This window comes from Arthrobacter sp. StoSoilB13 (genome assembly GCF_019977255.1).
In the GTDB taxonomy this organism is placed as follows: Bacteria; Actinomycetota; Actinomycetes; order Actinomycetales; family Micrococcaceae; genus Arthrobacter.
Genome location: NZ_AP024649.1, coordinates 867,429 through 891,432 on the forward strand (window position 1 = coordinate 867,429; position 24,004 = coordinate 891,432).

The window sequence follows — 24,004 nt, forward strand, 5'->3', positions numbered from 1 at the left end:
AATGAGTGACCATCACATCAGGCGCCTTGTGATCATGCGCCACGCCAAGGCGGATTGGCCCATGGGGGTCCAGGACCATGAACGTCCCCTCGAGGAACGCGGACACCGTGAAGCTCCGCTGGCTGGGCGATGGTTGCTCAAGCATGGGGTAGTTCCAGACTTCATTCTGTGCTCGTCTGCGCTGAGGACCCGCCAAACCTGCACGTGGGTGTGCGATGAGTTGGGGGACAAAGCCCCGACGCCCAAGCTCGAGGACGGCTTGTATGCCGCCTCGGCAAACCGGATGTTGACCGTGATCAACCATGTTCCGGACACTGTCACCACCTTGATGGTGATCTCGCACATGCCCGGCGTGCAGGACCTGGCCATGCACCTTGCTTCGCGCGACTCGGAGCATGATGCCTACATGGATGTCGCCACACGGTTCCCAACCAGTGCTTTGACCGTGATGGAGACTGAGAAGCCATGGGCGGAGCTGGATGGGCAGGACGCCCGTCTGACGCACTTCAAGGTGCCGCGGCGCTGACTTTCCCGCCAGGCTGTGTGATCCCCCGGCGTCCTTAGGCCGCCAGATCCGCCACCTTTTGGGCGTCACTTATGTGGGCTTCCGAAAGTGAGCGGGCAGACGCTACGTCTCCGTCCGCAATTGCCCGGGCAATTTCTACGTGTTGTTCGGCGGCCTTGTGCGCCCAGTCATCCTTGCCGAGATTCGCTGCTGTGGAAACCGCAAGCCTGGCTATGGCCCGGCGATGCGCATCGGCCAGGAATTCGTTACCACTGGCTTCGACGATCAGGTCGTGGAACTGCCTGTTGATTCGCGTTGACTCCCGTACGTCACCGCTTTCAATGGCTTTCGCGAACCCCGTTGCTGCGTCGTTCAGCCGCGCGAACCAGGCAGGAGCGATCTGTCCATCGCGGGGCCCGCGCGGCTGTCAGTTCGGCTGCGAATCCTTCAAGATTGCGTCGCAGATCAAACAGGCGGCGTTTGGCGTCGTGGTCCAAACCTGCAACTACTACGCCGCGGGCTGCGGGCGTGAGCAGGCCTTCGGCAAGCATGCGGCTCAGCGCTTCCCTTACGGGTGTGCGGCTGACTCCCAATTCCTCTGCTATCGATGCCTCCGGAAGGCGGTCCCCGGCGGTGTAGGTGCCGTCGAGAAATCTGGCCCACAAGACGTCGTAGGTTGAGCGTGCTGATCCTGTTCCTGCCGCGTCTGAACTCATGACCTAAGTATACAAGGCATGCGAAAGCAGCTATTGCATTCATTGCATGCAATGCGTACGCTGAGTGTGGGAGGTGGTCATGGACATTGGGTCTGTAGCCCTTATGGCTTTGGCCGGCACAGCTGCCGGCGCAATAAACGCGGTTGCAGGTGGCGGGTCGCTGGTGACCTTTCCAACCCTTCTCGCGCTGGGCTACCCGCCCGTCGCGGCCAACGTCATCAACACGGTGGCAGCCTTCCCGGGTTATGTGGGTGGCGTTTGGGGCTATCGCAGGGAACTCAAAGGACAGGCCCGCAGGGTCGCGATCCTGGGAACCACCACCGTGGTTGGTGCCACAGTGGGATCAGCGCTCCTGCTGGTGGGACCGGAATCAACATTTGTTGCTGTGGTTCCGTGGCTGGTGCTTGCATCGACCCTGCTGCTGGCAGCGCAGCCCGTCTTGACCAAATGGGCAGTCGCACGCGTGGGTGGGGTTCAGAATTCAAGCGTGAGAGCTGAACGACTGCATGCCAGCAGTCTCGGTCAGTTGGGCGTGGCTACCTATGGTGGCTACTTCAACGCCGGGCTGGGCATCATGATGCTCGGTGTTTTGGGCATTACCCTCGATGAGCGGCTTCCCCGGCTCAACGCACTCAAGAGTGTGCTGTCCGCCGTCGCGAGCGCTGTCTCCCTTGTCTTCTTCGGTATCTTCGCGACTGTCGCATGGCCCGCGGCATTTGTGATGGCCGCTGCTGGACTGCTCGGAGGATGGATCGGTGCCGTTCTGGGCCGACGCATTCCGGATGTCCTGCTGCGGCGTTGCGTAGTCATTTTTGGCCTTGTCATTTTCGTCGTTCTTTGGATGGATCATGCTTCCTCAACGCACTAGCTTGCTACTGCAAAATGCCTTTATTTTGTCCCTCGACCCGGACGTCCCCGATGGGATCACGGACATCCTGATCAGGGATGGCATTATCGAAAAACTCGGGCAGGGCCTCGCCCTCCCCAATGGAGTGGAACAGATAGACGGCACCGGAAACCTGGTGATGCCTGGTTTCGTAGACACACACTGGCATCTGTGGAATTCACTTCTGCGGGGAACGGTGGGGGATGGGCCCGGACGGGACTACTTCTCAGTCAAGCGTGGCCTCGCCCCCCACCTTAATGACGATGACTTCTACTGGTCCGCCAGGTTCGCCCTGGCAGAAGCAGTACAGAACGGAATCACCACCGTCCATAACTGGGACCACAACGTCCGCGGTGCGGGCGATATAGATGCGAACATCCAAGCGCATTTGGATTCGGGGTTGAGGGGCCGATTCTCCTACGGGCCAAGGGATTCCTCGGGTGCCGACGAAGTGATGGATTTCGACGGTCTGGACGATGCCATCAACAGATGGACTTCCGACCGCCTTGACGGGCGGATCCATTTCGGGGTGGCGTTGCGGGGACCCTATCGCACATCCACGGAGCTTGCTGCGCGGGAATGGAGCTGTGCCAGGGAACGCAACGTTCCCATCACCATGCATTGCGACCGCTGCATGCGGGAACCTGGTTGCCAGTCGTGTGGTCTGACCAGACTGGACCGTGAGGGATTGCTCGGACCGGACGTCCAGGTGGTTCACGCCGTGCACGCGAGCGCGGAGGACATTGAAGCCATTGCCCGGACAGGAACCAGGATTTCGGTGAGCCCACTTTCGGAAATGCGCACCATGGGCTTTCCGGTGGTCACGGAGTTCCTTGAAGCGGACGTTCTGACATCACTTTCTGTGGACACACTCGCCATGCCGGCAAACGCAGACGTACTTTCCAGCTTGCGGGCGTTGCTCTCCGTTGAGCACGCACGCACGAGACGGGCAACACTGACTCCTCGAATTGCCCTCGAGATGGCTACCATCCGTGCCGCCAAGGATCTTGGCATCGATGGCATCACAGGATCCATCAGACAGGGCAAACGGGCCGATCTGATCGTCTTCGACAGGTCGAGTACCTCGCTTCTTCCAACTGGTGATCCTGCCGAAAGCCTCGTCTATCACGGAACTTCCGCGGCAATCCGCACCGTCATCAGCGATGGACGCGTTCTTCTTCGTGATGGCGAACTGGTACAACAGACGGCCCGCCAAGCCATCGATACGGCCACAGAGCGGCGCGACGCCCTGGTCCAGCGCGCAACGGCAGCCGGAACCTGGGACCAATGGATCAGCAACAATCAGGAAGGCAATCAACGATGATAAGCCAAAACAACTCAACGGCCGTGCCCAAGGAACGGCCTCCGGCGTCAGCGGAGCGTGTCCAACGGCTCGGCATCTCCGGAGCCATGCTCATGTTCCTGCTTATCCTCCTGGCCTACTCAGTCAATGCAATGGACCGCATGGTTTTCCCGGTCCTGCTGACAGAGGTCAGGACAGAATACGGGTTTGGGCTTCCCGAGGCCGGGCTTCAATCCACACTCTTCGCCTTGGGAATGGGACTTACGGGTATCCCGGCCGGTATGGCCTTGCGCCGCGTAAACCGGAAACACGTCCTGATCATGGGTACAGTCCTCTTCTCCATCGCCACGGTACTCACGGTGTTGAGCGCCGGTTTCTGGGACATGCTGCTGTGGCGGGTCCTCAGCGGTGTAGGTGAAGCCTTGCAGTTGGTGGCCATCCTTACTGTGGCAACGCATGCCTTTCCCAGGCACCGTGGCATCGCGATCGGTTCAGTAAACGTCGCCTTCGCCACAGGCGCGCTGGTGGGCCCAAACCTCGGAGTCTTCCTCCATCAGGAGTTTGATTCCTGGCGTGCTCCGATGATTGCCTTCGGAGCCATCGGGATCGTAGCTGGGCTTCTGGTTGCGGTGTTCGTCCGCTCGTCATTCACGGAACGGCGCTCCGTCCAGGAGGCAACCCATTACGTAGGTGGGGCAACCAGCTTTTTCAGCCGTAATCCCCTGATCCTGGCGGTGATCACAGTGCTGTTCGGTCTCATAGATTTTGGCTACATAGGAATGTATGCCAGTTTCCTGATCGAGCACCTGCATTTCAAACAGGCTGATGCAGCTCTTGCCGTCGGGTTATCCGGACTTGCCGCTTTCGCCTCTCCCCTGGGGGGTTGGCTTGTTGATCGCCTGACTCCCAAAATTGCCATCACATCGTTGAGCGTCGCGCAGGCCGTTTGTGGTGCTGCATTGTTCGCAGGACCCGCAACCGTTGCGTGGCAGGCCGTATGGTCGTTCCTCTTTGGGTTGGTGGCCAGCTCCGGGCTCTACGTTGGGCTCGTCGCTTCCCTGGTCAAAAGCATGAATGAATCCCACTCATCCCGCGCTTCAGGACTCTTCACAACGTGCATCTACACGGCAGCGGGCTTCGCCGGGTTGGCCTTCAGCCTTCTTGTCGGAAACACCGACTGGAGCACCGCCGGCCTGGTCCAGATCACAGGGCCTGTCCGTGGCCTCCGGTCTGCTGGCTTTGGCCCTGCGAACGGCCGACTTCAGTCGGCTGGCCCCTTCGGCCACTATTCCGGACCCCGTAACCACCACTCAGGAGTAACTAATGCAAACACTTTGGAAAACAACCCAACCCGTTGTTCCCGTATCCGGTTCCGACCACGGATTCCCCGTCCGCCGCATCTACTGTGTGGGGAGGAACTATGTGGACCACATTCGCGAGATGCGTGAAGGCGACGAACGCGACGATCCGTTCTTCTTCCAGAAGCCAACTGATTGCGTCGAATTGGACGGCGCGGCCATCGCCTACCCGCAATCAACCGATGACTTCCAGTTCGAGGGTGAACTGGTAGTGGCAGTGGGCAAGCGGCTTCGCAACAGCCAGCCAGAGGATACTTCCGATGCTGTGTTTGGCTACGCTGCTGGAATCGACCTGACCCGCAGGGACCTGCAAAGAAATTCAGTGTCCCAGGCGCGTCCTTGGGAGCCAGGTAAATCGTTTGACAGCTCGGCTCCTTGCGGCCCGATCCTTCCAGCGGCATCGGTGCAGGACCTGGAAACCGCAACCTTGGTTCTCACTGTCAATGGAAAGGAGCGTCAGCGAACGAGCCTGGGCCTGATGATCTGGTCCGTTCCGGAAATCCTTTCCCGGCTTAGCTCCCTGTACACCCTGGAACCGGGTGACTTGATTTACACGGGTACCCCAGCGGGCGTTTCGGCCATTGTTCCCGGCGACCAGGTCTCCGTGGAGATTACGGGCCTTCCACAACTGAGCATCGCAGTGACCGAGCAGGAGGAATCATGAAACCGAGCGAACGGATCGACTATGAGGCGATTGTTGATCGTCCAGTGCGACTTCTGCCGGACGGCAAGAAGGTAGCGGTCTGGGTGATAGTCAACATTGAGGAGTGGAATGACGATGAGGCGATGCCGCGCACTGTCCTGAGTCCTCCGGCCGGCGGCGTCCCCACGCCGGACGTGCCCAACTGGTGCTGGCATGAATATGGAAACAGGGTTGGTTTCTGGAGGCTCTTGAAGGCGCTCGATGAGTTCGGCATCCCGGTGGCATTGGCCGTCAACGGCAAGGCCGTAGCGTCTTACCCGGCGATAACTGCGGCTGCAAAGGAACGCGGCTGGGAGTTCATTGGCCACGGCTATGGCCAGAAAAACATGCAGAAAGTGCCGGACGAGCGCGAAGATATCCGGCTGACCACCGACGCCATCCGCCAAGCCACCGGCAAGGCCCCGCGTGGCTGGCTGGGTCCTGGCCTGACGGAAACCTGGGAGACGCCGGACATCCTGGTGGAGGAGGGCTATGAGTACGTCTGTGACTGGGTATTGGATGACCAGCCTGTTGAACTCCGTACGCGGACAAGGCCCATCACCAGCATCCCTTACACGCAGGAGTGCAATGACGTGGCAATGATGCTCATCCAGCACCATCCCGCCCGTGAATATCTCCAGCGTGCCAAGGACCAGTTTGACCAGCTTGCCGAGGACTCGGCGGAATCGGCCAGGGTTATGGCGCTGGTCATCCACCCCTACATCATGGCCGCGCCGCACCGCCTGACCTACTTCAAGCAGGCGCTGGCGCATATCCGGGCCGATGCCAGGTCTGTGTTCATGACGGGGGAGCAGATTCTGGATTGGCACCAGCAAACGGCCGGTTACCCTGTTTCGGATGCCCTTCAGGCATCTTCCGCTCGATGAGCGGCGCGGGAGCGGAAGACACCGACCGCTCCCGCGCTCTGCCTAAGAAGGCAAGCCATGGCGGGGTCTTACCCCGGCAACGGCAGCTCGTGTTCTGCTGCCACTTCGCGCAGCAGCCGGACGGCATGCCGGATATTGGGGCTGGCGGTCATGGTCTTTCGATACACGATTCCCACGGCTCGCTGCTGGATGGGGTTGACGACCGGCACTGCAACGACGCCGGGTGGCAGGGGTGGCCTGCCCAGCCGAGGCACCAGTGCTACGGCCACGGCCTGCTCCACCATCGCAATATGGGTGGAGAAATCGGGATCGTAGACACGGATATCGGGGACCCGCCCAAGCCCGGCGAAGATCTGGAGGAGGGCTTCGTTGCAGATGGCGCCGGCCGGCGTACTGACCCAGGTTTCGTCCAGCAGGTCTTCACGCTCGACGACGGTCCGTCCGGCAAGTTCGTGGCTGCTGTTAACGAGGACGTCGGCCTGGTCCAGGCAGAGGTCCTCGTGCACCAGGTTCTCGGGAATGACCAGCGGCACGGAATTCCAGTTGTGCACTACCGCAAGCTCAGCCTCGCCTGAAGCAACCCGGTGCACGGCTTCACGCGGGTCCTCCGCCAGTACGCTGACTTCAAGTTCGGAATCCCTACCGATACGTCCGAGCATGGGCCCCACCAAGCCACGGCAGGCCGTTGAGAACGCCACCAGCCGCAGCAGCCCGGAAGGCTTCGCGGGATCGGCGAGGAGTGTTGCCTGGAGTTCCTCGAGTTCGCCCATGATCCGCCGTCCATAGCCGGCGAGGGCAAGGCCGCGTTCCGTAAGGAGTACACCGCGGCCATTGCGTTCCAGGACGGCCACTCCGGTTTGCTTCTCCAGCTTCTTTATCTGCTGGGAAACCGCCGAAGGACTGTAGCCCATCACGTCCGAGGCGGCCACGACAGATCCGTGCTGTTCCACAGCTACCAGGGCGCGCAGAGCTGAAATGTCGATCATGAAGTAAACCTACTTGATTTCATACAGAATTCAACGCTGGTGCTTAAACCAGTCAAGGTGCCAAAGTGATTTTTGTGAACCTTCGCCACTCCGCCCTCGCCGTCCTCGTCGCTGTCCTTTGGGGCGTGAACTTTGTCGCGATAGACCTTGGCCTCCACGCCAACGGCCGCGATGTCCCGCCGTTGCTTTTCGTCGCCTTCCGATTCCTGCTGGTCGTTTTTCCGTTCATTCTGTTCATCCGCAAACCAGACGTGAACTGGAAGGCGATCATCGGCGTCGGGCTTTTCATGAGTGCCGGTCAGTTTGGACTGCTGTACCTGGGCATGGCTCTGGGGATGCCGGCCGGCCTGGCCTCCCTCGTCTTGCAGGCGCAGGTGCTGTTCACAGTGCTGATCGCGGCCCGGTTTCTTGGCGAGAGGCCCAGCCGCAGGCAGATGCTGGGCGTTGTGCTCGGCCTCGCGGGTCTGGGCGTGGTCGCGGTGGGGCGCAGCGCCGTGGCTCCTATCCTGCCTCTCATGATTGTGCTGGCGGCGGCGTTGTCCTGGGCGATCGGAAACGTGGTTGCGCGGCACTCGAAAGCGGCGTCGGGCCTTGGGTTGGTGGTCTGGTCCGGGGCCGTAGTGCCGCTCCCTTTGGCGGGATTGTCACTTGTAGTGGACGGCCCCAGCACAGTGTGGGCGACCATCACGGACCTCCAAATGCCCACCATCCTGAGCGCCATCTACACGGCGGTTTTCGCCTCGCTTATCGGGTACGGCATCTGGAACCGGCTGTTGACGCTCTACCCGAGTTCCGACGTCGTGCCGTTCACGCTGCTGGTTCCAGTGGTCGGCATGACGGCTGCCTGGCTGGTCCTGGACGAAATCCCAACGGCGCCCGAGATTATGGGAGGGCTGATCCTGCTCGTCGGAGTCGCGACCGCCGTGCTCGGCGCCTCACGAAAACGTCCGGAAACTCCCGTTGTGAGGCCTGCTCTGCGCGTCTAATCGCCCGCGAAGCACGCAGAGCGGGCGTCGCAACGCAGGGGGCTAGCGCTTGGAGGCGGGCTTGCGCTGTGTGGAAACGCCCGACGGCGGACGCTTGGCTGCCGTCGAAGGCGTGCGGGGTGTTGCGGGACGCTTCGCCGGAGAGGCTTTTGCGGCGCTCGAAGGACGTGCCGTCGACGTAGTTGGCCGTTTTGCAGGTGCGGCTGGACGTGAGCTGGCAGCTCGTTTGGTTGGCGTTATGGCCCGCTTAGGCACTGGGACGGGTTGCCCGGCCCTGCTGAAACCAAACGATGGCCAGACCGCCCCGAGGAACAGCACAGCCAGCGTCCCCACCCCAGCCACTGCGGCCAGGTAGAAGTAGATGTCTGAATCCTCGGTGCTTACAGCACTCCCCATGGCGTTGGCGTCCTGGTTGAACGCGAGGCCCCACATGCGCAGGAATGCAATGCTGAAGCCGATGAACAGGCTGGTCCCGGCAGCGCCAAGGAGAACCACGAAGTATCGCCGCCGGTTGAAGACCTGCACTATCGATGCCAAATAGCAGGTCAGCACAGCTCCCAGGAACAAGTACAGAACCAGTTCTTCGAGGACCACGGCTGCGAGCACCAAGAGCCCGAGGGACACAAAAGCGGCTACCACCGCAAGCTTTCCGCTGTTCCCCATGTGACGCATGAGTTTAATCATCGCCGACCAGCGGGCCACGCCACGCCGTCGTAGATTGCAGTTGGATACCGTTCCCGGGGAAGACCTACTTCACGACGTACCCGTGCATGATGGTCATGACCGCGGCGACACTCTGTTCCCGGGTGCGCTCGGGGTTGTAGGTTTGCCGGTCGAGTCCCACCACGAAGATGGCCCCGAAAATGGCCGCCTCCAGGCTGCCGCGGACGATTGACTCGTCCACCTTGTATCCGGCGGCCACACGTTCCACCGCCGAGCCGATCACGGCGAGGAGTTCTGCCCGGAGTTCGGCGAACACGGCACTCCACTCGCCTGGCGTCCGCCAGTTTTCGCTTACCCACAGACGCGCGAAAGACGGGTACTCGTCCATGAACTCCATGGCCTGGCCGACCATGTTCTTCATGGCTTCGAGGGGATCGCTGGCTTGGCCTTCGATTGCCTGGAGACGGACCAACATGATGTCCACGCCGTGCCGCAGCAGCTGCGCGATCAGGTCCGATTTGCTGCCGAAATTGTAGTAGACCGTCCCCTTGGACACGCCGGCCGCGGCCGCGATCTCATCCACGGTGACGCCCGCAGCGCCACGTTCGCCAATCAGCTCCATGGACGCTTCGAAGAGGCGCTGCCGGGTGGCGTTGGTGCGTCCCGGGCGGAGCTTCTTTTCCGCGGTTCCTGCGTCGGGCCCCGGCTCTGAAGGGGCTGCCGGCTGGGTGCTGGTCATACTGCGATCTCCGGCTTCAGCGTCTTGAGGGTCCACATCTTGTGTTTGCGGACAGCGAGCGTGGAAAGTGCCGCTCCCAGCAAAGTGTATCCAAGCAGGCCCAGGACCGTCGGCCAGATCATGCTGAGTTCGCCGCCGTAGATCAGATGCCGCATCCCGGTGACGACGTAGCCCATGGGCAGGACTTCGTGCACCACGTGAAGTGGCATGGGAGTGGTCTGCCAAGGGAACGTACCGCCCGAGGACACGAGCTGCAGGACCAGCAGGATCAGCACCACGAACTTGCCCGGGGTTCCCATGAGCGCCACGATGCCTTGGATGATCGCGCTGAACGCCATCACGGCGGCCAGCATGAACAACCACATGCCTACTGGGTGGGCGGCGTTCAAGCCGAGGCCCAAATTCACCACGAGGGTCAGGATCGTGGCCTGCAGGACCGAGACAACGAAGAACGGAAGCCAGCCTCCGACGGCGATTTTCCATGCCGGGGCGTTCGACGCCAGCGCCCGCTGGGTGATAGGACGCATGGCCTGTACCAGCATGAACACACCGATCCAGAGCGCCAGCGTCAGGAAGAAGGGTGCCAGTCCGGCGCCATAAGAACCTGCCTTGGCCTGCGATACGTTGTCCACCGCGACGGGATCTGCGATCACTTTGGACACACTGCTCTTCTGTTCATCGTTCGGGTTCGGGATTTCCCCGGCACCCTTGGCAAGCTCTGTGGCCAGGGTATGTGAGCCATCGGAAGCCTTCACTGCGCCAGTGGCAAGCTGTCCGGCACCGTCGTTGAGTTGGTGGGCGCCGTCGTCGAGCTTTATGGCACCGTCCAGTGCGCTCTGCTGGCCGGCGGCCAGCGCGGACGCCCCGGTTTTCAGCTGCCCGGCTCCGGCCGCTGCCTGCGAAATCGCGTCCGTGAGAGCAGGCGTTGCGGCGGCGAGCTTCGATGCCCCTGCGCTCACCGCAGCTGAACCATCGGAGAGCTGCTGGATCTTGGCGGCGTCGCCCGCGATCTTGGCCTTTGCGTCCGTGACGGGGCTAGATGCGGCGGCCGCGTCGAAGTCCGCCAGGACCTTGTCTGCCTGCTCCTGCGTCAGCACGCCGGCGGTGACCAGACGGGTGTTGGATTCCACAACACGGTTGCGGAGGCCCTTGTCCGCGGCATCCAGCTGCCCGACGACGTCCTGGACCTTCGCATTCAGCTCGGCGTTCCCTGCGGCTACTTGCGCCGCACCGTCGGCAAGCTTTTGCGAATCCGGCGGGAGGGTAGCCGTTTTGTTCTTCAGCTCCGTGAGGCCCGAGCTCAGCTGGCCCGCGCCGTCATTGAGTTGCACAGCGCCGTCGCGGAGCTGCGTTTGACCAGCGACCAGCTGATCGGCCCCGGTGACCAACTGGGTTGTGCCGTCGTGCAGGGTTGCTGCGCCGTCACTGAGCTGACCCACTCCCGTGGCGAGTTCGGACGCTCCGTCCGCAGCTCTCACGATGGAGGCATGGATGGTACCGAAGCCGGTGAGGAGCTGGTTGGCTGTTTCCTCGCCGACCTCCTTGGCGACCGTTGAATGAACTGCTGTGGTGAGTTTGTCCACGATGGTGCTCAGCAGGTAGTTGTTGGCGTCGTTCGTGGTGACATGGAGCATCGCCTGGTTGGCGGCGTCGAAGCTGCCGGGGGAGACCAGGTTTGCGGAGAAGTCCTTGGGGATCCGCAGAGCGAAGGCGTATTCGCCGGTCCGAACACCAGCCTCTGCGGCCCTCGGCGCTGGAAACCTGCTTCCAGTTGAAGACGTGGCCGTCTATCAGGCTGTCAGCAACCTTCTTGCCAGCCTGCAGCTCGGTGCCATCCTTGGACGTTGCCCCCGTGTCCTCAACCACCAAGGCGGCGTCGATCTGGTTCAGATTGCCGTACGGATCCCAATTGGCGTAGAGATACACCGCGCCGTAGAGCAGCGGCACCATGGTCAGGGCCAGGATGGTCAGCTTGGGCAGGAGCCCGCCGGTCATGCGCTTGAGTTCGGAGCGGGCAAGCCGCAGAACAGTCACTTTGCAGTCCTTTGAAGGTCTTTGAATTCGGGTTCGGATGCTTCGTCTTGAATCTCGCGGGCCGGGATTGGGCTCGTTGTCGCTTGCGCGTTCGTCGCCTGTGCCGGCTCGGACACTTCAAGGGTTCCCGGTTCCTGCGGGTGGGCCACTGAGTTGCCAATTACGGCAGCAGGGCCAGCCCAGTTGTCCGGGAGGGCGCTGACGACGGCGACGACGGCAAGGGGCCGCCCGGCGTCGGACGCCAAAGCCTCAAGCCGGGGCAACCACGCCGAGGGATCGGCACTGTGGCGATCGGGCGAATCGACCACCAGGAGGTCGGTAGCTGGATCTGCCAAGGCGAGGGCAGTCAGGAGCTCGAGCCGGCGGCCGGCGGGAAGCTGTTCGATCCACAAGCCGGCAATGTCTTCAAAACTGTTGATCTTCAGCCACGGTTTGCTGAGCAGCGCGCCACGGTAACGGCGGGGGATGAGGGAGAGGTCCTCTGTGACGAGGTCGCGAACGCTTAGATGCTGTTCAGGCTCATTGACGCCGGGCGAATCCACCAAGGCGCTCGCCAGCCGGATCTTCTTGGTCTTGCTGTTGTTGTCCCAACTGAGGACGCCGTTGCTGGGTTTCATGCGGCCACTGAGTGCCAAGGCCAAGGCGGTCCGCTGATCCTGGCCTTCGCCGGCGACGAGCAAGAGTTCGCCACGACGGGCCTGGAGTGACGTTGCCGGAAGGAGGTCATCCCGGCGGCCGTTGATCTGGAGTTGCTGTACGGACAGCACAATGAGCCTTTCGCAGAAATGGTGTCTGCTGAAAGTCTAACTGAACTGACCAGTCAGTTCAAATAAGCGCTAGAGGCCGTACTTCTCCAAAAGCCGCAACCACACCTCGCTGAGGGTGGGGTACGACGGCACAGCGTGCCACAACCTGTCCAAGGGGACTTCGCCTACGATCGCGATGGTGGCCGAGTGGAGCAGTTCAGCTACCCCCGGCCCGACGAACGTAGCGCCAAGGATGACTTTCCGGTCCTCGTCCACCACGATCTGCGCCCACCCTTTGTAATCGGCGGAATAGAGCTGGGATCCGGAGACATTGATGGGCAACTCCACTCCCGTGACGTGCTTGCCCTGGAGCAGGGCCCTGCTCAAGGCTGGGACCCACCGAGGCCACTTCCGGATCTGTGAAGACGACGCTTGGAATGGCGTGCTCGTCGGCCGTATGTGCCCACGCGCTCCAGGGACGGGGCGTGCCCTGGAGCTTGCCATTTGCCCGGGCAACGATGGCATCGCCGGTAGCCCGGGCTTCGTACTTGCCCTGGTGCGTAAGCAACACATTGCCCGCGGCATCGCCTGCGGCGTACAGCCACAGTCCACTGGTGCCATCGCTTGCCGGGCCCTCCACCAGCCCACTGGCATCCGTGGTGAGCCGGAGCGGTTTTCCGTTCTGCGGTTCAACGCCCACATTTTCCAAGCCCAAATTGGCCAATGCCGGATGCCGGCCGGATGCGACCAGGACTTTGTCAGCCGTGACGGTCCCGCCGTTGAACGTGACCGTGACCGAGCCGTCGTCGTTCTTTTCTACTTTGTCCACATCCGTGTGGAGGTGGACTGTTACGCCATCGGCGCGCAGCCCTGCCAGGACCAGGTCAGCTGCCTCTTCTGGATAGCTGCTCAGAAGGCGACCACGAGCAATAAGTGTCACCACGGAACCAAGGCGGGCAAAAGCCTGGGCCAATTCGACGCCGGCCACTCCACCTCCGAGCACCGCAAACCGCTGTGGGATGACTTTTGCCGCAGTGGCACCGCGGGTTGTCCAGAAGGGTACGTCCGTGAGGCCCTCGATATCCGGGATGGTAGGTGTTGAGCCTGTGGCCACAACTACGGCATGGTGCGCTTTGAGCGCGTAGCTGTTGCCGTCGAGCCCGTCCACCTGGACCTCGCGTGGTCCTGTGATGCGCCCGCGCCCACGGATCAGCTCGATGCCGGCACTATCCAGCCATTCGACCTGACTCCCGTCCTGCCAGTTGTTCGTGAACCAGTCCCGGTGCTTCAGGGCCGACTTTGCGTCAATAACTCCGGTGACCGCTTCCGACGCTCCGGGAATTCCCTGTGCCGCGTGGAGCACGCTGCCTGGCCGGAGGAGCGCTTTGGAAGGAATGCAGGCCCAATAGGAGCATTCGCCGCCAACCAGTTCGCTTTCCACAACCACTGCCGTCAGTCCGCCACGAGCCACGCGGTCCGCGACATTTTCCCCGACGGCGCCCGCGCCGATCACAATTACGTCGAATTCACGGGAGTTTTCGGCAGCCATGGGAGAAGCCTACAACCGCTTCCTCCGGGTTGTGAGGCCCGTTTTGCGCGCTTAGCGTGGGTTTTGGGGCGCAGAGCAGGCCCAGCAACGCGGGGGCTGAGCCCTTATGCGTGCATCGCGCCCTTGAACCAGCCCGTAATCGTGGCCGGGTGCGTGATCGCGGTGCCCACAACCACTGCGAACGCGCCGGCATTGAGGGCCTGACGTGCGTGGGCGGGGGTGTGGATGCGACCTTCGGCGATGAGCGGCTTGCCCAGTTCGGCAGAGGCGATCTGCTCCAGCAACTCCAGGTCCGGGCCGTCGGTCTTGGGGCGCTCGCCGGTGTAACCAGCCAACGTTGTGCCGATTAGGTCCGCGCCGGCTTCAACGGCTGCAACAGCATCGTCGAAGGAACCGCAGTCCGCCATGACCAGCGCGTGGGACTCGGCGTGGATGCCGGCAACGGTCGCAGCCAGCGACAAACCGTCCGGGCGAGCCCGGCGTGTGCCATCAATCGCGACAACATGTGCACCGGCACCAGCCACGGCAAGCGCGTGCCGGAGAGTGGGGGTGATGAAGACCCCATCATGCCCGTCCTTCCAGAGGCCAATAATGGGAACTTCGACGGCGGCACGCGCGAACTGTACGTCGGCTAACCCTTGGACGCGGATCGCCGCAGCACCGCCGATGACAGCCGAGGCCGCCACCTGGGCCGTGGTGCGGGGATCGCGCATGGGTTCATCGGGATACGCCTGACAGGAGACGATCAGCTGGGAACGGAGGGCTTCGATGCCTTCGGGGGTCAGGATCATGTTGTCTCTCTTCTAAAGGACGAGTTTCGCGGCACCAACGATGGCCGCGGTGTTGCCCAGGGTTGCCCGCAGCACGGGGACCTCGGCCAACGGTGCCAGCAATTCCTGGCGCAAAGCCGTCTCCATGGGCTTCCACCAAAGATCGCCGGCGTCGGCCAGTCCACCAGAAATCACCACGGTTCCAGGGTCAAGAATGTTGATGAGTCCGCCCACCGCTTGGCCTGCGGCGGCCGCGCCGAGACCAACGGCACGCAAGGCGACTGCTCGGCTGGAGGTGGCGGCAGCACCGCCGTCGTGAGTTCCCGAAGCGGCCAGCGCAAACACGCCCCGCGTGTCCGCTGCCTCACGCGAGGAACCACCAAAGCGCAGGTACGACTCGTAGATGGCGGGCCCCGAAGCCACGGCCTCGACGTGTCCTGATCCACCACACACGCAGGACAACGGAATGTCGTCAAATACAGCCAGCGGCGACGCGAAGTGACCCACATGCCCGCCAACAAAGCGGTGTCCGAGAACAGGTTCGCCGTTCAGCACAAAGCTCCCGCCGACGCCGGTTCCGAACGCCACCATGAGCGAACTTGAGGAGCCGGCGGCCGCGCCAAGCCAGGCCTCACCGAGGGCGTGGGCGTGGACGTCGTTGACGGCCCGGACCGCCGAAAGAGGCAGGGAAAGCCGGGTGGACAGCCCCGAAACAAGCTCAGTCCCGGCCCAGCCATGAATCGCATCCGTGGCTGACACAACGGCCCCGGAAGAAGAATCAATAACCCCGGCGGAGCCGATGCCGACGCCGGAAACCGTAACTCCGGCGTCGGCAGCCCGCTCCACCAAGCCCGCGATCAGCGCCGCAGTGGCGTCGAGGATCGCTTCGCCACCGTCCCTGTTCAACGTCGGAATGGTCTCCGACATGAGCACTTCACCAAGCTCGGAAACAACCCCGGCGGCAGTTTTGGTGCCGCCGAGGTCAACACCGACCACGTGGGTCATGGAAGGGGTCATGAAAATTTAGACCAGCCCGTTCCGTTCCAGAATTTCACGGATCAGCGCCGTCTCTTCGGAGTTCAGTGACAGCATGGGCTCGCTCATGGTGTTGGACTCAATAACTCCCATGACCTGCAGCGCGGTCTTGAAAGCACCGAGACCTGCAGCGCCGCCGGAGACGCGACCGTTAGGGGTGTAGACGATCTCGAAGACGTCGGCCAGACGGTCCTGCTCCCTTGCTGCGAGAGCCCAGTCGCCCGTCTGGGCAGCGTCGAACAGGCGGCGGTATCCGGCAGGATCAACGTTGCCCAGGCCCGGAACCACGCCCTGCGCACCGCCCAGGAGGGCGCCGTCCACCACAACTTCGTGGCCAGTGAAAATATCGAAGTTGGGAATGTCTTTGGCTGCGAGCAGCAGTTGGCGGAACGAAACGTCGTCGCCGGAGGAGTCCTTAACGCCGGCAATGACGCCGTCGCGGCCTAGGCGGACCAGGAGGTCCGTGGGCAGCTTGAAGTGCGTGCGGACCGGGACGTCGTAAGCGAAGATCGGCTTCTCGATGGCGGCGTGGATGCTGCGGAAATGCGTCTCGGTTTCCGCCGCATTGCCGATGGCGTAGTACATGGACGTGACAACGATCGCGTCGGCACCTAGATCCACCACTTTCCGCGCTTCCTCGATCACCCGGTTGGTGGTCTGCTCGTTGGCGCCGACGATTAGTGGGACCGCTCCGGCGTTGGCGTCGGCGATGGTGGAGACCACCAGCTCACGCTCGGCGTTGGTGAGGTAGGGAACTTCTCCGGAGGATCCCAGGACGAAAAGTCCGGACACCCCGCCGTCGATCAGGTGCTTGGTGACGTTCTTCAGCGACGCGGTGTCGATGCTGCCGTCGGCGTGGCGGGGGGTGATGACCGGGGGGATGACGCCCTGGAATTGAGTGGACACAGAATTCTCCGTTGTTTGTAACTTGTGAAAGGAAAAGCTAGATGTGGAGCAGGCTCGGCGCGGCGCCCAGCAGCTTCTTGGTGTAGTCGTTGCTGGGGTTGTCGAAGACCTGGGTGGCTGTGCCTTGTTCGACGATCTTGCCGAAGTACATGACGCAGATACGGTCCGAGACGTAGCGGACGGTCTGGATGTCATGCGAGATGAACACCATGCCGAGGTTCAGCTGCGTCTTCAGGTCCGAGAGCAGGTTCAGGACCTGCGCGCGGACCGAAACGTCCAGGGCCGACGTCGGCTCGTCAGCCACAATGATGTCCGGATCCAACGCCAATGCACGGGCGATTGCCACACGCTGGCGCTGACCACCGGAAACCTGCGACGGCGTCACCTCGGCTGCCGAGTGCGGCAGGCCAACCAGCGCCAACAGTTCCTTGACCTTGGCAGCACGGCTGGCAGCGTTCCCGATGCCGTGGATCTGCAGGGGGTCGGTGAGGATGTCCTGGATGGTCATGCGCGGGTTGAGCGCCGTAGCCGGGTCCTGGAAGACGACCGAGACGGAGCGTCCAAACCGCTTTCGCATGGCGGCGTTCCGCTTGATTGCTGGCTTTCCGTGGAACAAGACCTGCCCCGACGTCGGCGGTTGAAGTCCCACAAGTACGGACGCGAGGGTGGACTTGCCACAGCCGGACTCGCCAACGATGCCCACGGTTTCGCCGCGGCTGATGGTGAAGTCCACTCCGTCGACGGCTTTGACGATGTTGGGCCGGAAAAGTCCGCCGGTCCTTGCATGGTGGTAGACCTTGACGTCTTTGAGCTCGATGACCGGCTTGGAGCCTGAATCGCTCATTTTGCGTCCTCCTTCAGATGGCTCGCCCAGTAGTGGTCGGCGTCGTCACCGTTGGCGGTTGGAACGGTGGTGAGGACGAGCTTCTGGTTGGGGTCGGCGTCGGCCCTGAGTGAGCGGGCCGCGAAGCGGTCTCCCGCAGCAAAATCGCGCGGTGAAGGGACTGTGCCGGGGATCTGGTGCAGCCGGACGGCGTCGGCCTCGATGGAGAGGACGGCACCCAGCAAGCCGCGGGTGTACTCATGCTTGGGGTTCTGCAGGAGCTCGGAAGCCCGTGCGGATTCCACCACCTGGCCGGCGTACATGACGGTGATACGGTGGGCCAAGGAGGCCACCAACGCGAGGTCGTGACTGACGAATACCATGGCGAAACCAAGTTGCTCACGGAGTTCGTTGAGCAGATCCACCACCTGCTTTTGCACGGTGACATCCAAGGCCGTGGTGGGCTCATCGGCAACAACGATCTTCGGTGAGCGGGACAGGGCCATGGCGATCAGCACGCGCTGGCGTTGGCCGCCGGAGAGCTCATGGGGGTAGCTGGCAAGCGTCCTGGCGGGGTCCAGTTTCACCATTTCCAGCAGTTCAGCAGGTGTCTTTCGGCCACCACGTTTGGTGAGCTGCTCCAGCTGGTCCTTGATCTTCATCGATGGGTTCAGCGAGCTCAACGCGTCCTGGTAGACCATGGCAATCTGCTCGCCGCGCAGGCCCTCATAGGCCTTGGGGTTGCTGTGCTGCGTCTTCGCCTCGAGGAGTTCCTTGCCATCAAACAGGATGGAACCGGTGACTTGTGCTGTCTTGGGCAGGAGGCCCATCACAGCGAGTGACGTGATCGACTTGCCACAACCGGACTCGCCCACCAGGCCCATGGTTTCGCCTTCGCGGACCGTGAAGGAGACGTTGTCCACGATTGCGGTCTCGCCGAAACGGCCCGGGAAGCGGATGGACAGGTTTTTCACTTCAAGGACATTGCGGGCTCCGGGGGAGACCTGCGGGAGGCGGTCCGTGCGCTTGGCTTCGATGGCTGCCAGCAGTTCCAGTTCGCGGTCCAGGAGGAGGTGCGGGTTGGCGGCGGCCAACTTCACATCGGTGAGGACGGTGGAGCTGCCCCCATCAGAAGTGACGGTGTCGCCGAAAGCCGGCCGAACGCCGTCGAGCTCGTGTGCCTCCACCACAGACGGCTGGGCAACGGAGGTGGCGACCTCGGAATCAACAGCGATAGCCGCGGCCGCGCCGTCGTCGTCCTTCACTGCCGGCGCGCGGCGCAGCTTCGGGTTCACCATGGCGTCGGTGAGGCCCTCGGCGAGGATGTTCAGGGACAGGACGGTCAGCAGAATTGTCAGGCCAGCAAACGTGGTGGCCCACCAGCCACCGGACAGGACCAGATTGCGGCCGTAGGAAATCACGTTGCCCCACGAGGGCGCGGGGTCCTGAACGCCGGCGCCCAGGAAGGAGAGCGAGGCTTCCAGGATGATGGCGTCTGCCACCATCACTGTGGCGAACACCAGTACGGGAGCGGCGGTGTTGCGGACGATGTGCTTGACCAGGATGTAGAACCGGCCAGCACCGATCACGCGTTCGGCACGAACGTAGTCTTCGCCATATTGCGCAAGCACGTTGGCACGGACCACGCGGGCCAGTTGAGGCGTGTAGATGATGGCGATTGCGATGATGATGGTCGGGACCGAGTTGCCGAACGCGGCCAGCAAAACTGCGGCCAGTGCGATGCCCGGGAACGCCATGAGGATGTCCATGAGCCGCATGATGATCTCGTTGACCGACTTGCTGGACGTCGCGGCGAAGGATCCGAGCAGTGCACCGGCGAGGATCGCCAGGCCAACCGCGCCAAGGCCGATCAGCAGCGACGACTGTGCCCCGAACAGGAGGCGCGAGAAGATGTCGCGGCCCAGGCGGTCGGTGCCGAACAAGTGCTCGGCGCCGGGCGGGGTTGCCGGAATGAACGTCTCAAGGGGATCGTGCGGAGCGATGACCGGCGCGAGGACGGCCGCGAGCACAATCATGACAAGGAAGAGCAGGGCGATGCGGGAGCCCCATGGCAGGGCCTTGAAGCGGATGCCCGGGGCACTTAGCCGTTCTGCGAGCTTGCTGCGCATGAGCTATACCGTCCTGATTCGGGGGTTGATGAGCAGGTAGAGAAGGTCCACCACGATGTTCACCAGAACAAAAGTGACCGAGATGGTGAGCACCACGCCCTGGACCAGGTTGACGTCCAGGTTGGTGATGCCGTTGAGGATCAGCTGGCCCATGCCGGGCAGGGCGAAGATCATTTCAATCACGACGGCGCCACCCAACAGGTAGCCCACGCGGAGTCCCAGCACGGTCACCGGGGTGACGAGGGCATTGCGGAGAACATTCTTGGAAACCACTTCGCGGTAGGGGACGCCGTTGCCGATGGCTGTGCGGACGTAGTCGCGGTCAAGCTCTTCCACCATGGAGGTCCGGACCACTCGGATCAACGACGCTGAGACGGGGATGCCGAGCGCAAGTGCCGGAAGGGCCATCGAGTTGAGCCAACCGCCAAAGCCGGATTCCGGCGTTGCAATTCCGCCTGAGGGGAACATCGGGTTGCTGCCCAGGGCGAACCACTGGATGAGCAGGATGCCAAGCCAGAATGACGGCGTGGCGATCGCGGCGATCGAGAAGACGCGGACCAATTGGTCCTGCCACTTGTCGCGGTAGAGGGCGCCGAGGATGCCGAATGCCAGAGAAAGAACAATCGCGATAATGACGCCCAGGAAGGTCAGCTGGAGCGTCAAAGGGAACGCAGAGCCGATCATGGAAGCCACCGACTTTGCCGGCGGGGTTGTGACGCCGAGGTCAAACTGCAGCAGCTTCCCAAGGAAACGGAAGTATTGCAGGACCAAGGGATCGTTCAGGCCATTTTCCTGGCGGTACTGCTGCTTGGCTTCTTCGCTGGCGCCGTCACCGAGGGCGGAACTGGCTTGGTCGCCGGGGGCGGCCTGCAGGACGAGGAAGACGAGCAACGTAATGCCCAGGATCATCAATGGCAATGCTGCAAGCCTGCGACCAAGCAGACGCAATATCGTGACCAATTTGTTCTCCGGTTGGTTGGGGGTGCTGCTGGTTGTGGGGCCTGCTCTGCGTGCTATTTGGGGGATTTAGGCCGCAAAGCAGGCCTCGCAACTCAGGTTTCTAGGCGGTACGTCCGACGTCGATGAAGGACAATCCGGTGGTGGGCAGAGGCTGGAAGCCCTTGAGTTTTTTCTCGTCCCAGGCGCTGGGGAGCTGGCGGTGGAGGACCGGGTAGAGGGGGACCTCGTCCGAGACCATGTCCACGATTTCGGCCACGATCTTCTTGGCGTTGTCGCCCGAGGCTTGCGACCCCTTGTTCATGAGTTCCTGCAACTTGGTGCGTTCCGGAGTGGTCCAGAAGGCGCGCTTCTCCATCCACGTGGCGCCGGAGTAGAACCAGCTCAGCAGCAGGTCCGCGTCGTTGCCGAACACGGACGGGTCGCCAGGAGCCGCAACGACGGTGTAGTCACCCTTGCCCACGCGGTCGCTGTAAAGGGCACCGGACTGCAGGCTCTTCACGGTGACCTTGACGCCGGGGATCTTGTTCCAGGACTCCAGAATCAGGGGTGCAACGTCCTTCACCCACGCGGTGTCCGTGGTGAGGAGTTCGAATTCGAGGCTGCCAACGCCCGCCTGCTTGAGTAGGTCTTCGGCCTTTTTAGTGTCAAAACCATAGACGTTCCTGGCCTTGACATAGTCCGGGTGGCCCTCTTGGAAGTAGGAGCTGGCCGCCTTGGCGTTGCCGAACAGGGCCTTCTTGATGATGGCTTCCTTGTCCATGCCATAGTGCAGTGCCTGGCGTACCAGTTTGTTGTCGAAAGGGGCCTTTGCGCAGTTGAACATGAGGAACAGCAGGCCGAAGGACTGGACGGATTCCACCTTGACCTTGGACTTCAAGCCGTCGACGTCCAGGTACGGAACGTCCTCGATGGCCTGGACGCGTCCGGATTGGACAGCAGTAACACGGGCGGCTGCGTCCGAAAGAAGGAGCCAGGTCATGCCCTTGGCCAACGCTGGCTTGGGGCCGTTGTAGTCTGCGAACGCTTCGAAGACGATCTTGTCGTCCTTGACGGCGGAGACCAGTTTGTACGGACCGGAGCCGATTGGCTTGGCGTCGAAGGCCTTCAGATCGCTGGCGAGTGCCTTGGGAACAATCTTGACCACCGAGATGCGGGGTCCGAAGCCCGGGAAGGCGTACTTGAGGGTGAATTCCACTGTCTTGGCATCCAAGGGCTTGACGTCCTGGATGAAGGGGATGAACTGGGAAAACAGGGACTTGTTCGCCGGATCCATGACACGTGTAAAGGAGAAAGCGACGTCCTCGGTGGTGACGAGGGAGCCGTCATGGAACTTGGCACCATCGCGGATGGTCACCTGGTACGTGGTGTCGTTGATCTTCTTCGGATCCGATGCGGCCAGTGCGTTGTAGGGCTGGCGGGTTGCCGGGTGCAGCTCAATGAGGCCCTTCGAAGATGTGGAGGTTGGCCGCCATCGGTGTGGCTCCCGAAGAGCTCAGCGGGTCAAAGCCTGTGGAGAGGGCGTAGGAGATGCCTGCCTCGATCATGAGGTCCTTGTTCACGGCTGCGGTGTTTGAAGCGTTCCCCGTGCTGGTGCTGGCAGCGCCGCCGCACGCAGAGAGTGTTGCCGTGAAGGCGGCTGCTGCACCAACTGCGCCGCTTAGCTTCAGGAAGTTCCGGCGGCTGGCGTCGTTGACCAGCGGCAGGCTGTTGATGGTCTTGCTCATAAGGGTGCCTCACCATTCGACTGTCGTGGGTTATCGGATGTAGGACGTCCGATGCTCGTATTGAAACTGTAAGGGTGGTCACAAGGGGACGTCAAGTGAGAAATGGATCACGGTGAGGCTGCACGGGAAGCCGGGAACCGTCCGGTTCCTCGCCGCCAGGGCGCCTGAATGCGGAATTCTCAAGGAATTCCGAAGACATACCTATCAAGGAGGTGGGACATCCGATATTGTATGTTGCGAGTCACTCATTCTGCGGTGAGCATCAAGCTCGCCTCAATATTAACACCGCACTACTTCTGCGTCCGAGGTTCACAAGCCTCTGAGGTGAAGAGTGCATCGGCAAGGAGAGCGCCATGACAACTTCCGGTGTCGTTCCGCAAGCGCGGTTCAGTGCACAGGCCCGGCTGCGTGCATTGCAGTCGGACATTATGGAACTCATCCTTGAGCGCGAGCTCGAGGCGGGTGACCCGTTGCCCACGGAGAGTGAGCTTTCAGTCGCCCTGGGCGTAGGGCGCAATACGTTGCGTGAGTCCCTGAAAGTGCTGCAGGCCCCTGGGGGTGATCGAGATCCGCCATGGCTTCGGGATGTTCGTGGCGCCCAGCAACTTCGATGCCTTGGCTGATGGCCTGACATTCCGGGGCCGGCTTTCCCTCCGGCACCAGGGACTCGAAGCCTTGCAGCTGGTGGACGTGCGGCAGGCGTTGGAGTCCGGGCTGATCGGCTCCTCCATCGATGTGATGACCAAGGAGCAGCTGGCGTCCATCGAGGAATCGGTGAAGCAAATGGAAGAACTCGCCGCCGCCGGTGAGAACTTCGTGGCGGCCGACGCCGAGTTCCACCGCCGACTATTCGAACCTCTAAACAACGAGCTGCTGATCAACCTCATGGGGGTCTTCTGGAAGGTGTACCGGAAGATCCACGTAGAGATCGGCGCAGGTAACGAGGACCTGGCCAAGACGGCCGCCATCCATCGGAATATCTATGCCGCCGTTGCAGCGGGAGACAAGGTGCTCTCGGCCGAGCTGCTCAACCGTCACTTCGACGGCATCCGGCGCCGGATCAGCGAGGCTGTGGGGGAGTAAGCGTCCCCACATACGGCAAGGGCCGCCGTCGTACTTTTCGGAAAGTACGACGGCGGCCCTTTGCGTTTCCTGCGTGGCTCACCTTCCCTGCCGCGTAACCCAACTGGGTCGCATTAGAGCGCGTTTTGAACGGTCTAAACGCGCTTAACTGCTACGTAGTTGGGCCACGGCGGGCAAAACAAAAGACCCGCACCGGCGAACCGGTGCGGGTCTCTATCTGTGCGCCCAAAGGGATTCGAACCCCTGACCTTCTGTTCCGTAGACAGACGCTCTATCCAGCTGAGCTATGGGCGCATTTCGCGTGATTCTCGGCGGTCTGTTTCTCTGACCCCCTCGAACCTCAATAAACTTTACAGAAGTTCATGTGAAGTTCCAAATCGAAAAGCTGTAATCTACGCAACTAGACCGGTCTATGTGACCTTCCTCACTTAAAACGCCGTCCTCTGAAACTGAAACCCTGAATTCTAGGGGTTTTTCGTTTCGACTCCACTGGACATCTGACGTCTGACAACGGATTGGTCTGGTCCGCGACCC

Annotated in this window: 19 protein-coding genes, 1 tRNA gene and 4 pseudogenes; 8 read left to right on the forward strand and 16 right to left on the reverse strand. The window is 62.0% G+C overall.

Annotation, left to right across the window (positions count from 1 at the left end):
* Position 1 precedes the first annotated feature (1 nt).
* Positions 2 to 526: a SixA phosphatase family protein gene (locus LDP01_RS22650; protein ID WP_224094374.1), complete on the forward strand. Its 525-nt coding sequence runs from the start codon at positions 2 to 4 to the stop codon at positions 524 to 526.
* A 34-nt stretch (positions 527 to 560) separates the two neighbouring features.
* Here the strand turns inward: LDP01_RS22650 and LDP01_RS24055 are convergent, their stop codons facing one another.
* Positions 561 to 905 carry an FCD domain-containing protein gene (locus tag LDP01_RS24055; protein WP_224095152.1) on the reverse strand — a complete coding sequence of 115 codons (345 nt, stop codon included), beginning with the start codon at positions 903 to 905 and terminating at the stop codon, positions 561 to 563.
* Positions 844 to 1,221, reverse strand: coding sequence for a GntR family transcriptional regulator (locus LDP01_RS22660; protein ID WP_224094376.1), 378 nt, complete (start codon positions 1,219 to 1,221; stop codon positions 844 to 846). Before LDP01_RS22660 ends, LDP01_RS24055 begins: the two co-directional genes overlap by 62 nt.
* Positions 1,222 to 1,300: 79 nt before the next feature.
* On the opposite strand from LDP01_RS22660, the gene LDP01_RS22665 reads away from it, so the two are divergent.
* Genes LDP01_RS22665 through LDP01_RS22685 form a run of 5 tightly spaced genes read left to right on the forward strand, consistent with a single transcriptional unit; the run spans position 1,301 to position 6,337 of the window.
* On the forward strand, positions 1,301 to 2,089 hold the full coding sequence (locus tag LDP01_RS22665) for a sulfite exporter TauE/SafE family protein (RefSeq protein WP_224094377.1): 789 nt from the start codon (positions 1,301 to 1,303) through the stop codon (positions 2,087 to 2,089).
* A 25-nt stretch (positions 2,090 to 2,114) separates the two neighbouring features.
* Positions 2,115 to 3,431 (forward strand): amidohydrolase family protein, encoded by a 1,317-nt coding sequence (locus LDP01_RS22670; RefSeq protein WP_224094378.1) that lies wholly within the window; start codon positions 2,115 to 2,117, stop codon positions 3,429 to 3,431.
* Entirely contained in the window at positions 3,428 to 4,858 is a 1,431-nt protein-coding gene (locus LDP01_RS22675) for an MFS transporter (RefSeq protein WP_224094379.1), read from the forward strand. The genes LDP01_RS22670 and LDP01_RS22675 overlap by 4 nt, the downstream gene beginning before the upstream one ends.
* Positions 4,833 to 5,432 carry a fumarylacetoacetate hydrolase family protein gene (locus tag LDP01_RS22680; protein WP_263433799.1) on the forward strand — a complete coding sequence of 200 codons (600 nt, stop codon included), beginning with the start codon at positions 4,833 to 4,835 and terminating at the stop codon, positions 5,430 to 5,432. The genes LDP01_RS22675 and LDP01_RS22680 overlap by 26 nt, the downstream gene beginning before the upstream one ends.
* Positions 5,429 to 6,337, forward strand: coding sequence for a polysaccharide deacetylase family protein (locus LDP01_RS22685; protein ID WP_224094381.1), 909 nt, complete (start codon positions 5,429 to 5,431; stop codon positions 6,335 to 6,337). The genes LDP01_RS22680 and LDP01_RS22685 overlap by 4 nt, the downstream gene beginning before the upstream one ends.
* A 68-nt stretch (positions 6,338 to 6,405) precedes the next feature.
* Here LDP01_RS22685 and LDP01_RS22690 read toward each other — a convergent pair whose 3' ends face one another.
* Positions 6,406 to 7,323, reverse strand: a complete 918-nt coding sequence (locus tag LDP01_RS22690; protein ID WP_224094382.1) for a LysR family transcriptional regulator — start codon at positions 7,321 to 7,323, stop codon at positions 6,406 to 6,408.
* Positions 7,324 to 7,397: 74 nt separating this feature from the next.
* Here LDP01_RS22690 and LDP01_RS22695 point away from each other — a divergent pair, with 74 nt between their 5' ends.
* Positions 7,398 to 8,309 (forward strand): EamA family transporter, encoded by a 912-nt coding sequence (locus LDP01_RS22695; RefSeq protein ID WP_224095154.1) that lies wholly within the window; start codon positions 7,398 to 7,400, stop codon positions 8,307 to 8,309.
* 42 nt (positions 8,310 to 8,351) lie between these two features.
* On the opposite strand, the gene LDP01_RS22700 is transcribed toward LDP01_RS22695, so the two are convergent.
* From LDP01_RS22700 to LDP01_RS22755, 12 genes and pseudogenes are all read right to left on the reverse strand, one after another.
* On the reverse strand, positions 8,352 to 8,981 hold the full coding sequence (locus LDP01_RS22700) for a hypothetical protein (RefSeq protein WP_224094383.1): 630 nt from the start codon (positions 8,979 to 8,981) through the stop codon (positions 8,352 to 8,354).
* Between the two features lie 76 nt (positions 8,982 to 9,057).
* A complete protein-coding gene (locus LDP01_RS22705) occupies positions 9,058 to 9,711 on the reverse strand; it encodes a TetR/AcrR family transcriptional regulator (RefSeq protein WP_224094384.1) in 654 nt (217 codons plus the stop codon).
* Positions 9,708 to 11,745 (reverse strand): annotated as a pseudogene (locus LDP01_RS22710) (YhgE/Pip family protein). Before LDP01_RS22710 ends, LDP01_RS22705 begins: the two are co-directional and overlap by 4 nt.
* Complete coding sequence (locus LDP01_RS22715) at positions 11,742 to 12,512, reverse strand: P-loop NTPase family protein (protein WP_224094386.1); 771 nt, start codon at positions 12,510 to 12,512, stop codon at positions 11,742 to 11,744. The pseudogene LDP01_RS22710 and the gene LDP01_RS22715 overlap by 4 nt, the downstream one beginning before the upstream one ends.
* Positions 12,513 to 12,581: 69 nt before the next feature.
* Positions 12,582 to 14,040, reverse strand: a pseudogene (locus tag LDP01_RS22720) (dihydrolipoyl dehydrogenase family protein).
* 104 nt (positions 14,041 to 14,144) lie between these two features.
* Positions 14,145 to 14,831 carry an N-acetylmannosamine-6-phosphate 2-epimerase gene (locus tag LDP01_RS22725; protein ID WP_224094388.1) on the reverse strand — a complete coding sequence of 229 codons (687 nt, stop codon included), beginning with the start codon at positions 14,829 to 14,831 and terminating at the stop codon, positions 14,145 to 14,147.
* A gap of 12 nt (positions 14,832 to 14,843) precedes the next feature.
* A complete protein-coding gene (locus tag LDP01_RS22730; RefSeq protein WP_224094390.1) occupies positions 14,844 to 15,815 on the reverse strand; it encodes an ROK family protein in 972 nt (323 codons plus the stop codon).
* A gap of 18 nt (positions 15,816 to 15,833) precedes the next feature.
* Positions 15,834 to 16,751 (reverse strand): dihydrodipicolinate synthase family protein, encoded by a 918-nt coding sequence (locus tag LDP01_RS22735; RefSeq protein ID WP_224094392.1) that lies wholly within the window; start codon positions 16,749 to 16,751, stop codon positions 15,834 to 15,836.
* 37 nt (positions 16,752 to 16,788) lie between these two features.
* Positions 16,789 to 17,595 (reverse strand): ATP-binding cassette domain-containing protein, encoded by an 807-nt coding sequence (locus LDP01_RS22740; protein ID WP_224094394.1) that lies wholly within the window; start codon positions 17,593 to 17,595, stop codon positions 16,789 to 16,791.
* A complete protein-coding gene (locus LDP01_RS22745; protein WP_224094396.1) occupies positions 17,592 to 19,703 on the reverse strand; it encodes a dipeptide/oligopeptide/nickel ABC transporter permease/ATP-binding protein in 2,112 nt (703 codons plus the stop codon). Before LDP01_RS22745 ends, LDP01_RS22740 begins: the two co-directional genes overlap by 4 nt.
* A gap of 3 nt (positions 19,704 to 19,706) precedes the next feature.
* The gene (locus LDP01_RS22750) at positions 19,707 to 20,663 is read right to left on the reverse strand and encodes an ABC transporter permease (RefSeq protein ID WP_224094398.1); all 957 of its coding nucleotides are present in this window, start codon (positions 20,661 to 20,663) and stop codon (positions 19,707 to 19,709) included.
* A 100-nt stretch (positions 20,664 to 20,763) separates the two neighbouring features.
* Positions 20,764 to 22,403 (reverse strand): annotated as a pseudogene (locus tag LDP01_RS22755) (ABC transporter substrate-binding protein).
* A 337-nt stretch (positions 22,404 to 22,740) separates the two neighbouring features.
* Between LDP01_RS22755 and LDP01_RS22760 the strand changes: the two are divergent.
* Positions 22,741 to 23,470 (forward strand): annotated as a pseudogene (locus tag LDP01_RS22760) (FadR/GntR family transcriptional regulator).
* A gap of 220 nt (positions 23,471 to 23,690) precedes the next feature.
* Here the strand turns inward: LDP01_RS22760 and LDP01_RS22765 are convergent.
* Positions 23,691 to 23,764, reverse strand: a tRNA-Arg gene (locus LDP01_RS22765).
* Positions 23,765 to 24,004 lie beyond the last annotated feature (240 nt).

What these genes read in the sequence shown, in the direction of transcription:
- LDP01_RS22675 (WP_224094379.1), top strand. Translation starts at nt 3,428, where the DNA reads ATGATAAGCCAAAACAACTCAACGGCCGTGCCCAAGGAACGGCCTCCG.
- LDP01_RS22690 (WP_224094382.1), bottom strand. Translation starts at nt 7,323, where the DNA reads ATGATCGACATTTCAGCTCTGCGCGCCCTGGTAGCTGTGGAACAGCAC.
- LDP01_RS22740 (WP_224094394.1), bottom strand. Translation starts at nt 17,595, where the DNA reads ATGAGCGATTCAGGCTCCAAGCCGGTCATCGAGCTCAAAGACGTCAAG.
- LDP01_RS22725 (WP_224094388.1), bottom strand. Translation starts at nt 14,831, where the DNA reads ATGATCCTGACCCCCGAAGGCATCGAAGCCCTCCGTTCCCAGCTGATC.
- LDP01_RS22650 (WP_224094374.1), top strand. Translation starts at nt 2, where the DNA reads ATGAGTGACCATCACATCAGGCGCCTTGTGATCATGCGCCACGCCAAG.
- LDP01_RS22660 (WP_224094376.1), bottom strand. Translation starts at nt 1,221, where the DNA reads ATGAGTTCAGACGCGGCAGGAACAGGATCAGCACGCTCAACCTACGAC.
- LDP01_RS22685 (WP_224094381.1), top strand. Translation starts at nt 5,429, where the DNA reads ATGAAACCGAGCGAACGGATCGACTATGAGGCGATTGTTGATCGTCCA.
- LDP01_RS22730 (WP_224094390.1), bottom strand. Translation starts at nt 15,815, where the DNA reads ATGACCCACGTGGTCGGTGTTGACCTCGGCGGCACCAAAACTGCCGCC.
- LDP01_RS22745 (WP_224094396.1), bottom strand. Translation starts at nt 19,703, where the DNA reads ATGCGCAGCAAGCTCGCAGAACGGCTAAGTGCCCCGGGCATCCGCTTC.
- LDP01_RS22705 (WP_224094384.1), bottom strand. Translation starts at nt 9,711, where the DNA reads ATGACCAGCACCCAGCCGGCAGCCCCTTCAGAGCCGGGGCCCGACGCA.
- LDP01_RS22665 (WP_224094377.1), top strand. Translation starts at nt 1,301, where the DNA reads ATGGACATTGGGTCTGTAGCCCTTATGGCTTTGGCCGGCACAGCTGCC.
- LDP01_RS22700 (WP_224094383.1), bottom strand. Translation starts at nt 8,981, where the DNA reads ATGCGTCACATGGGGAACAGCGGAAAGCTTGCGGTGGTAGCCGCTTTT.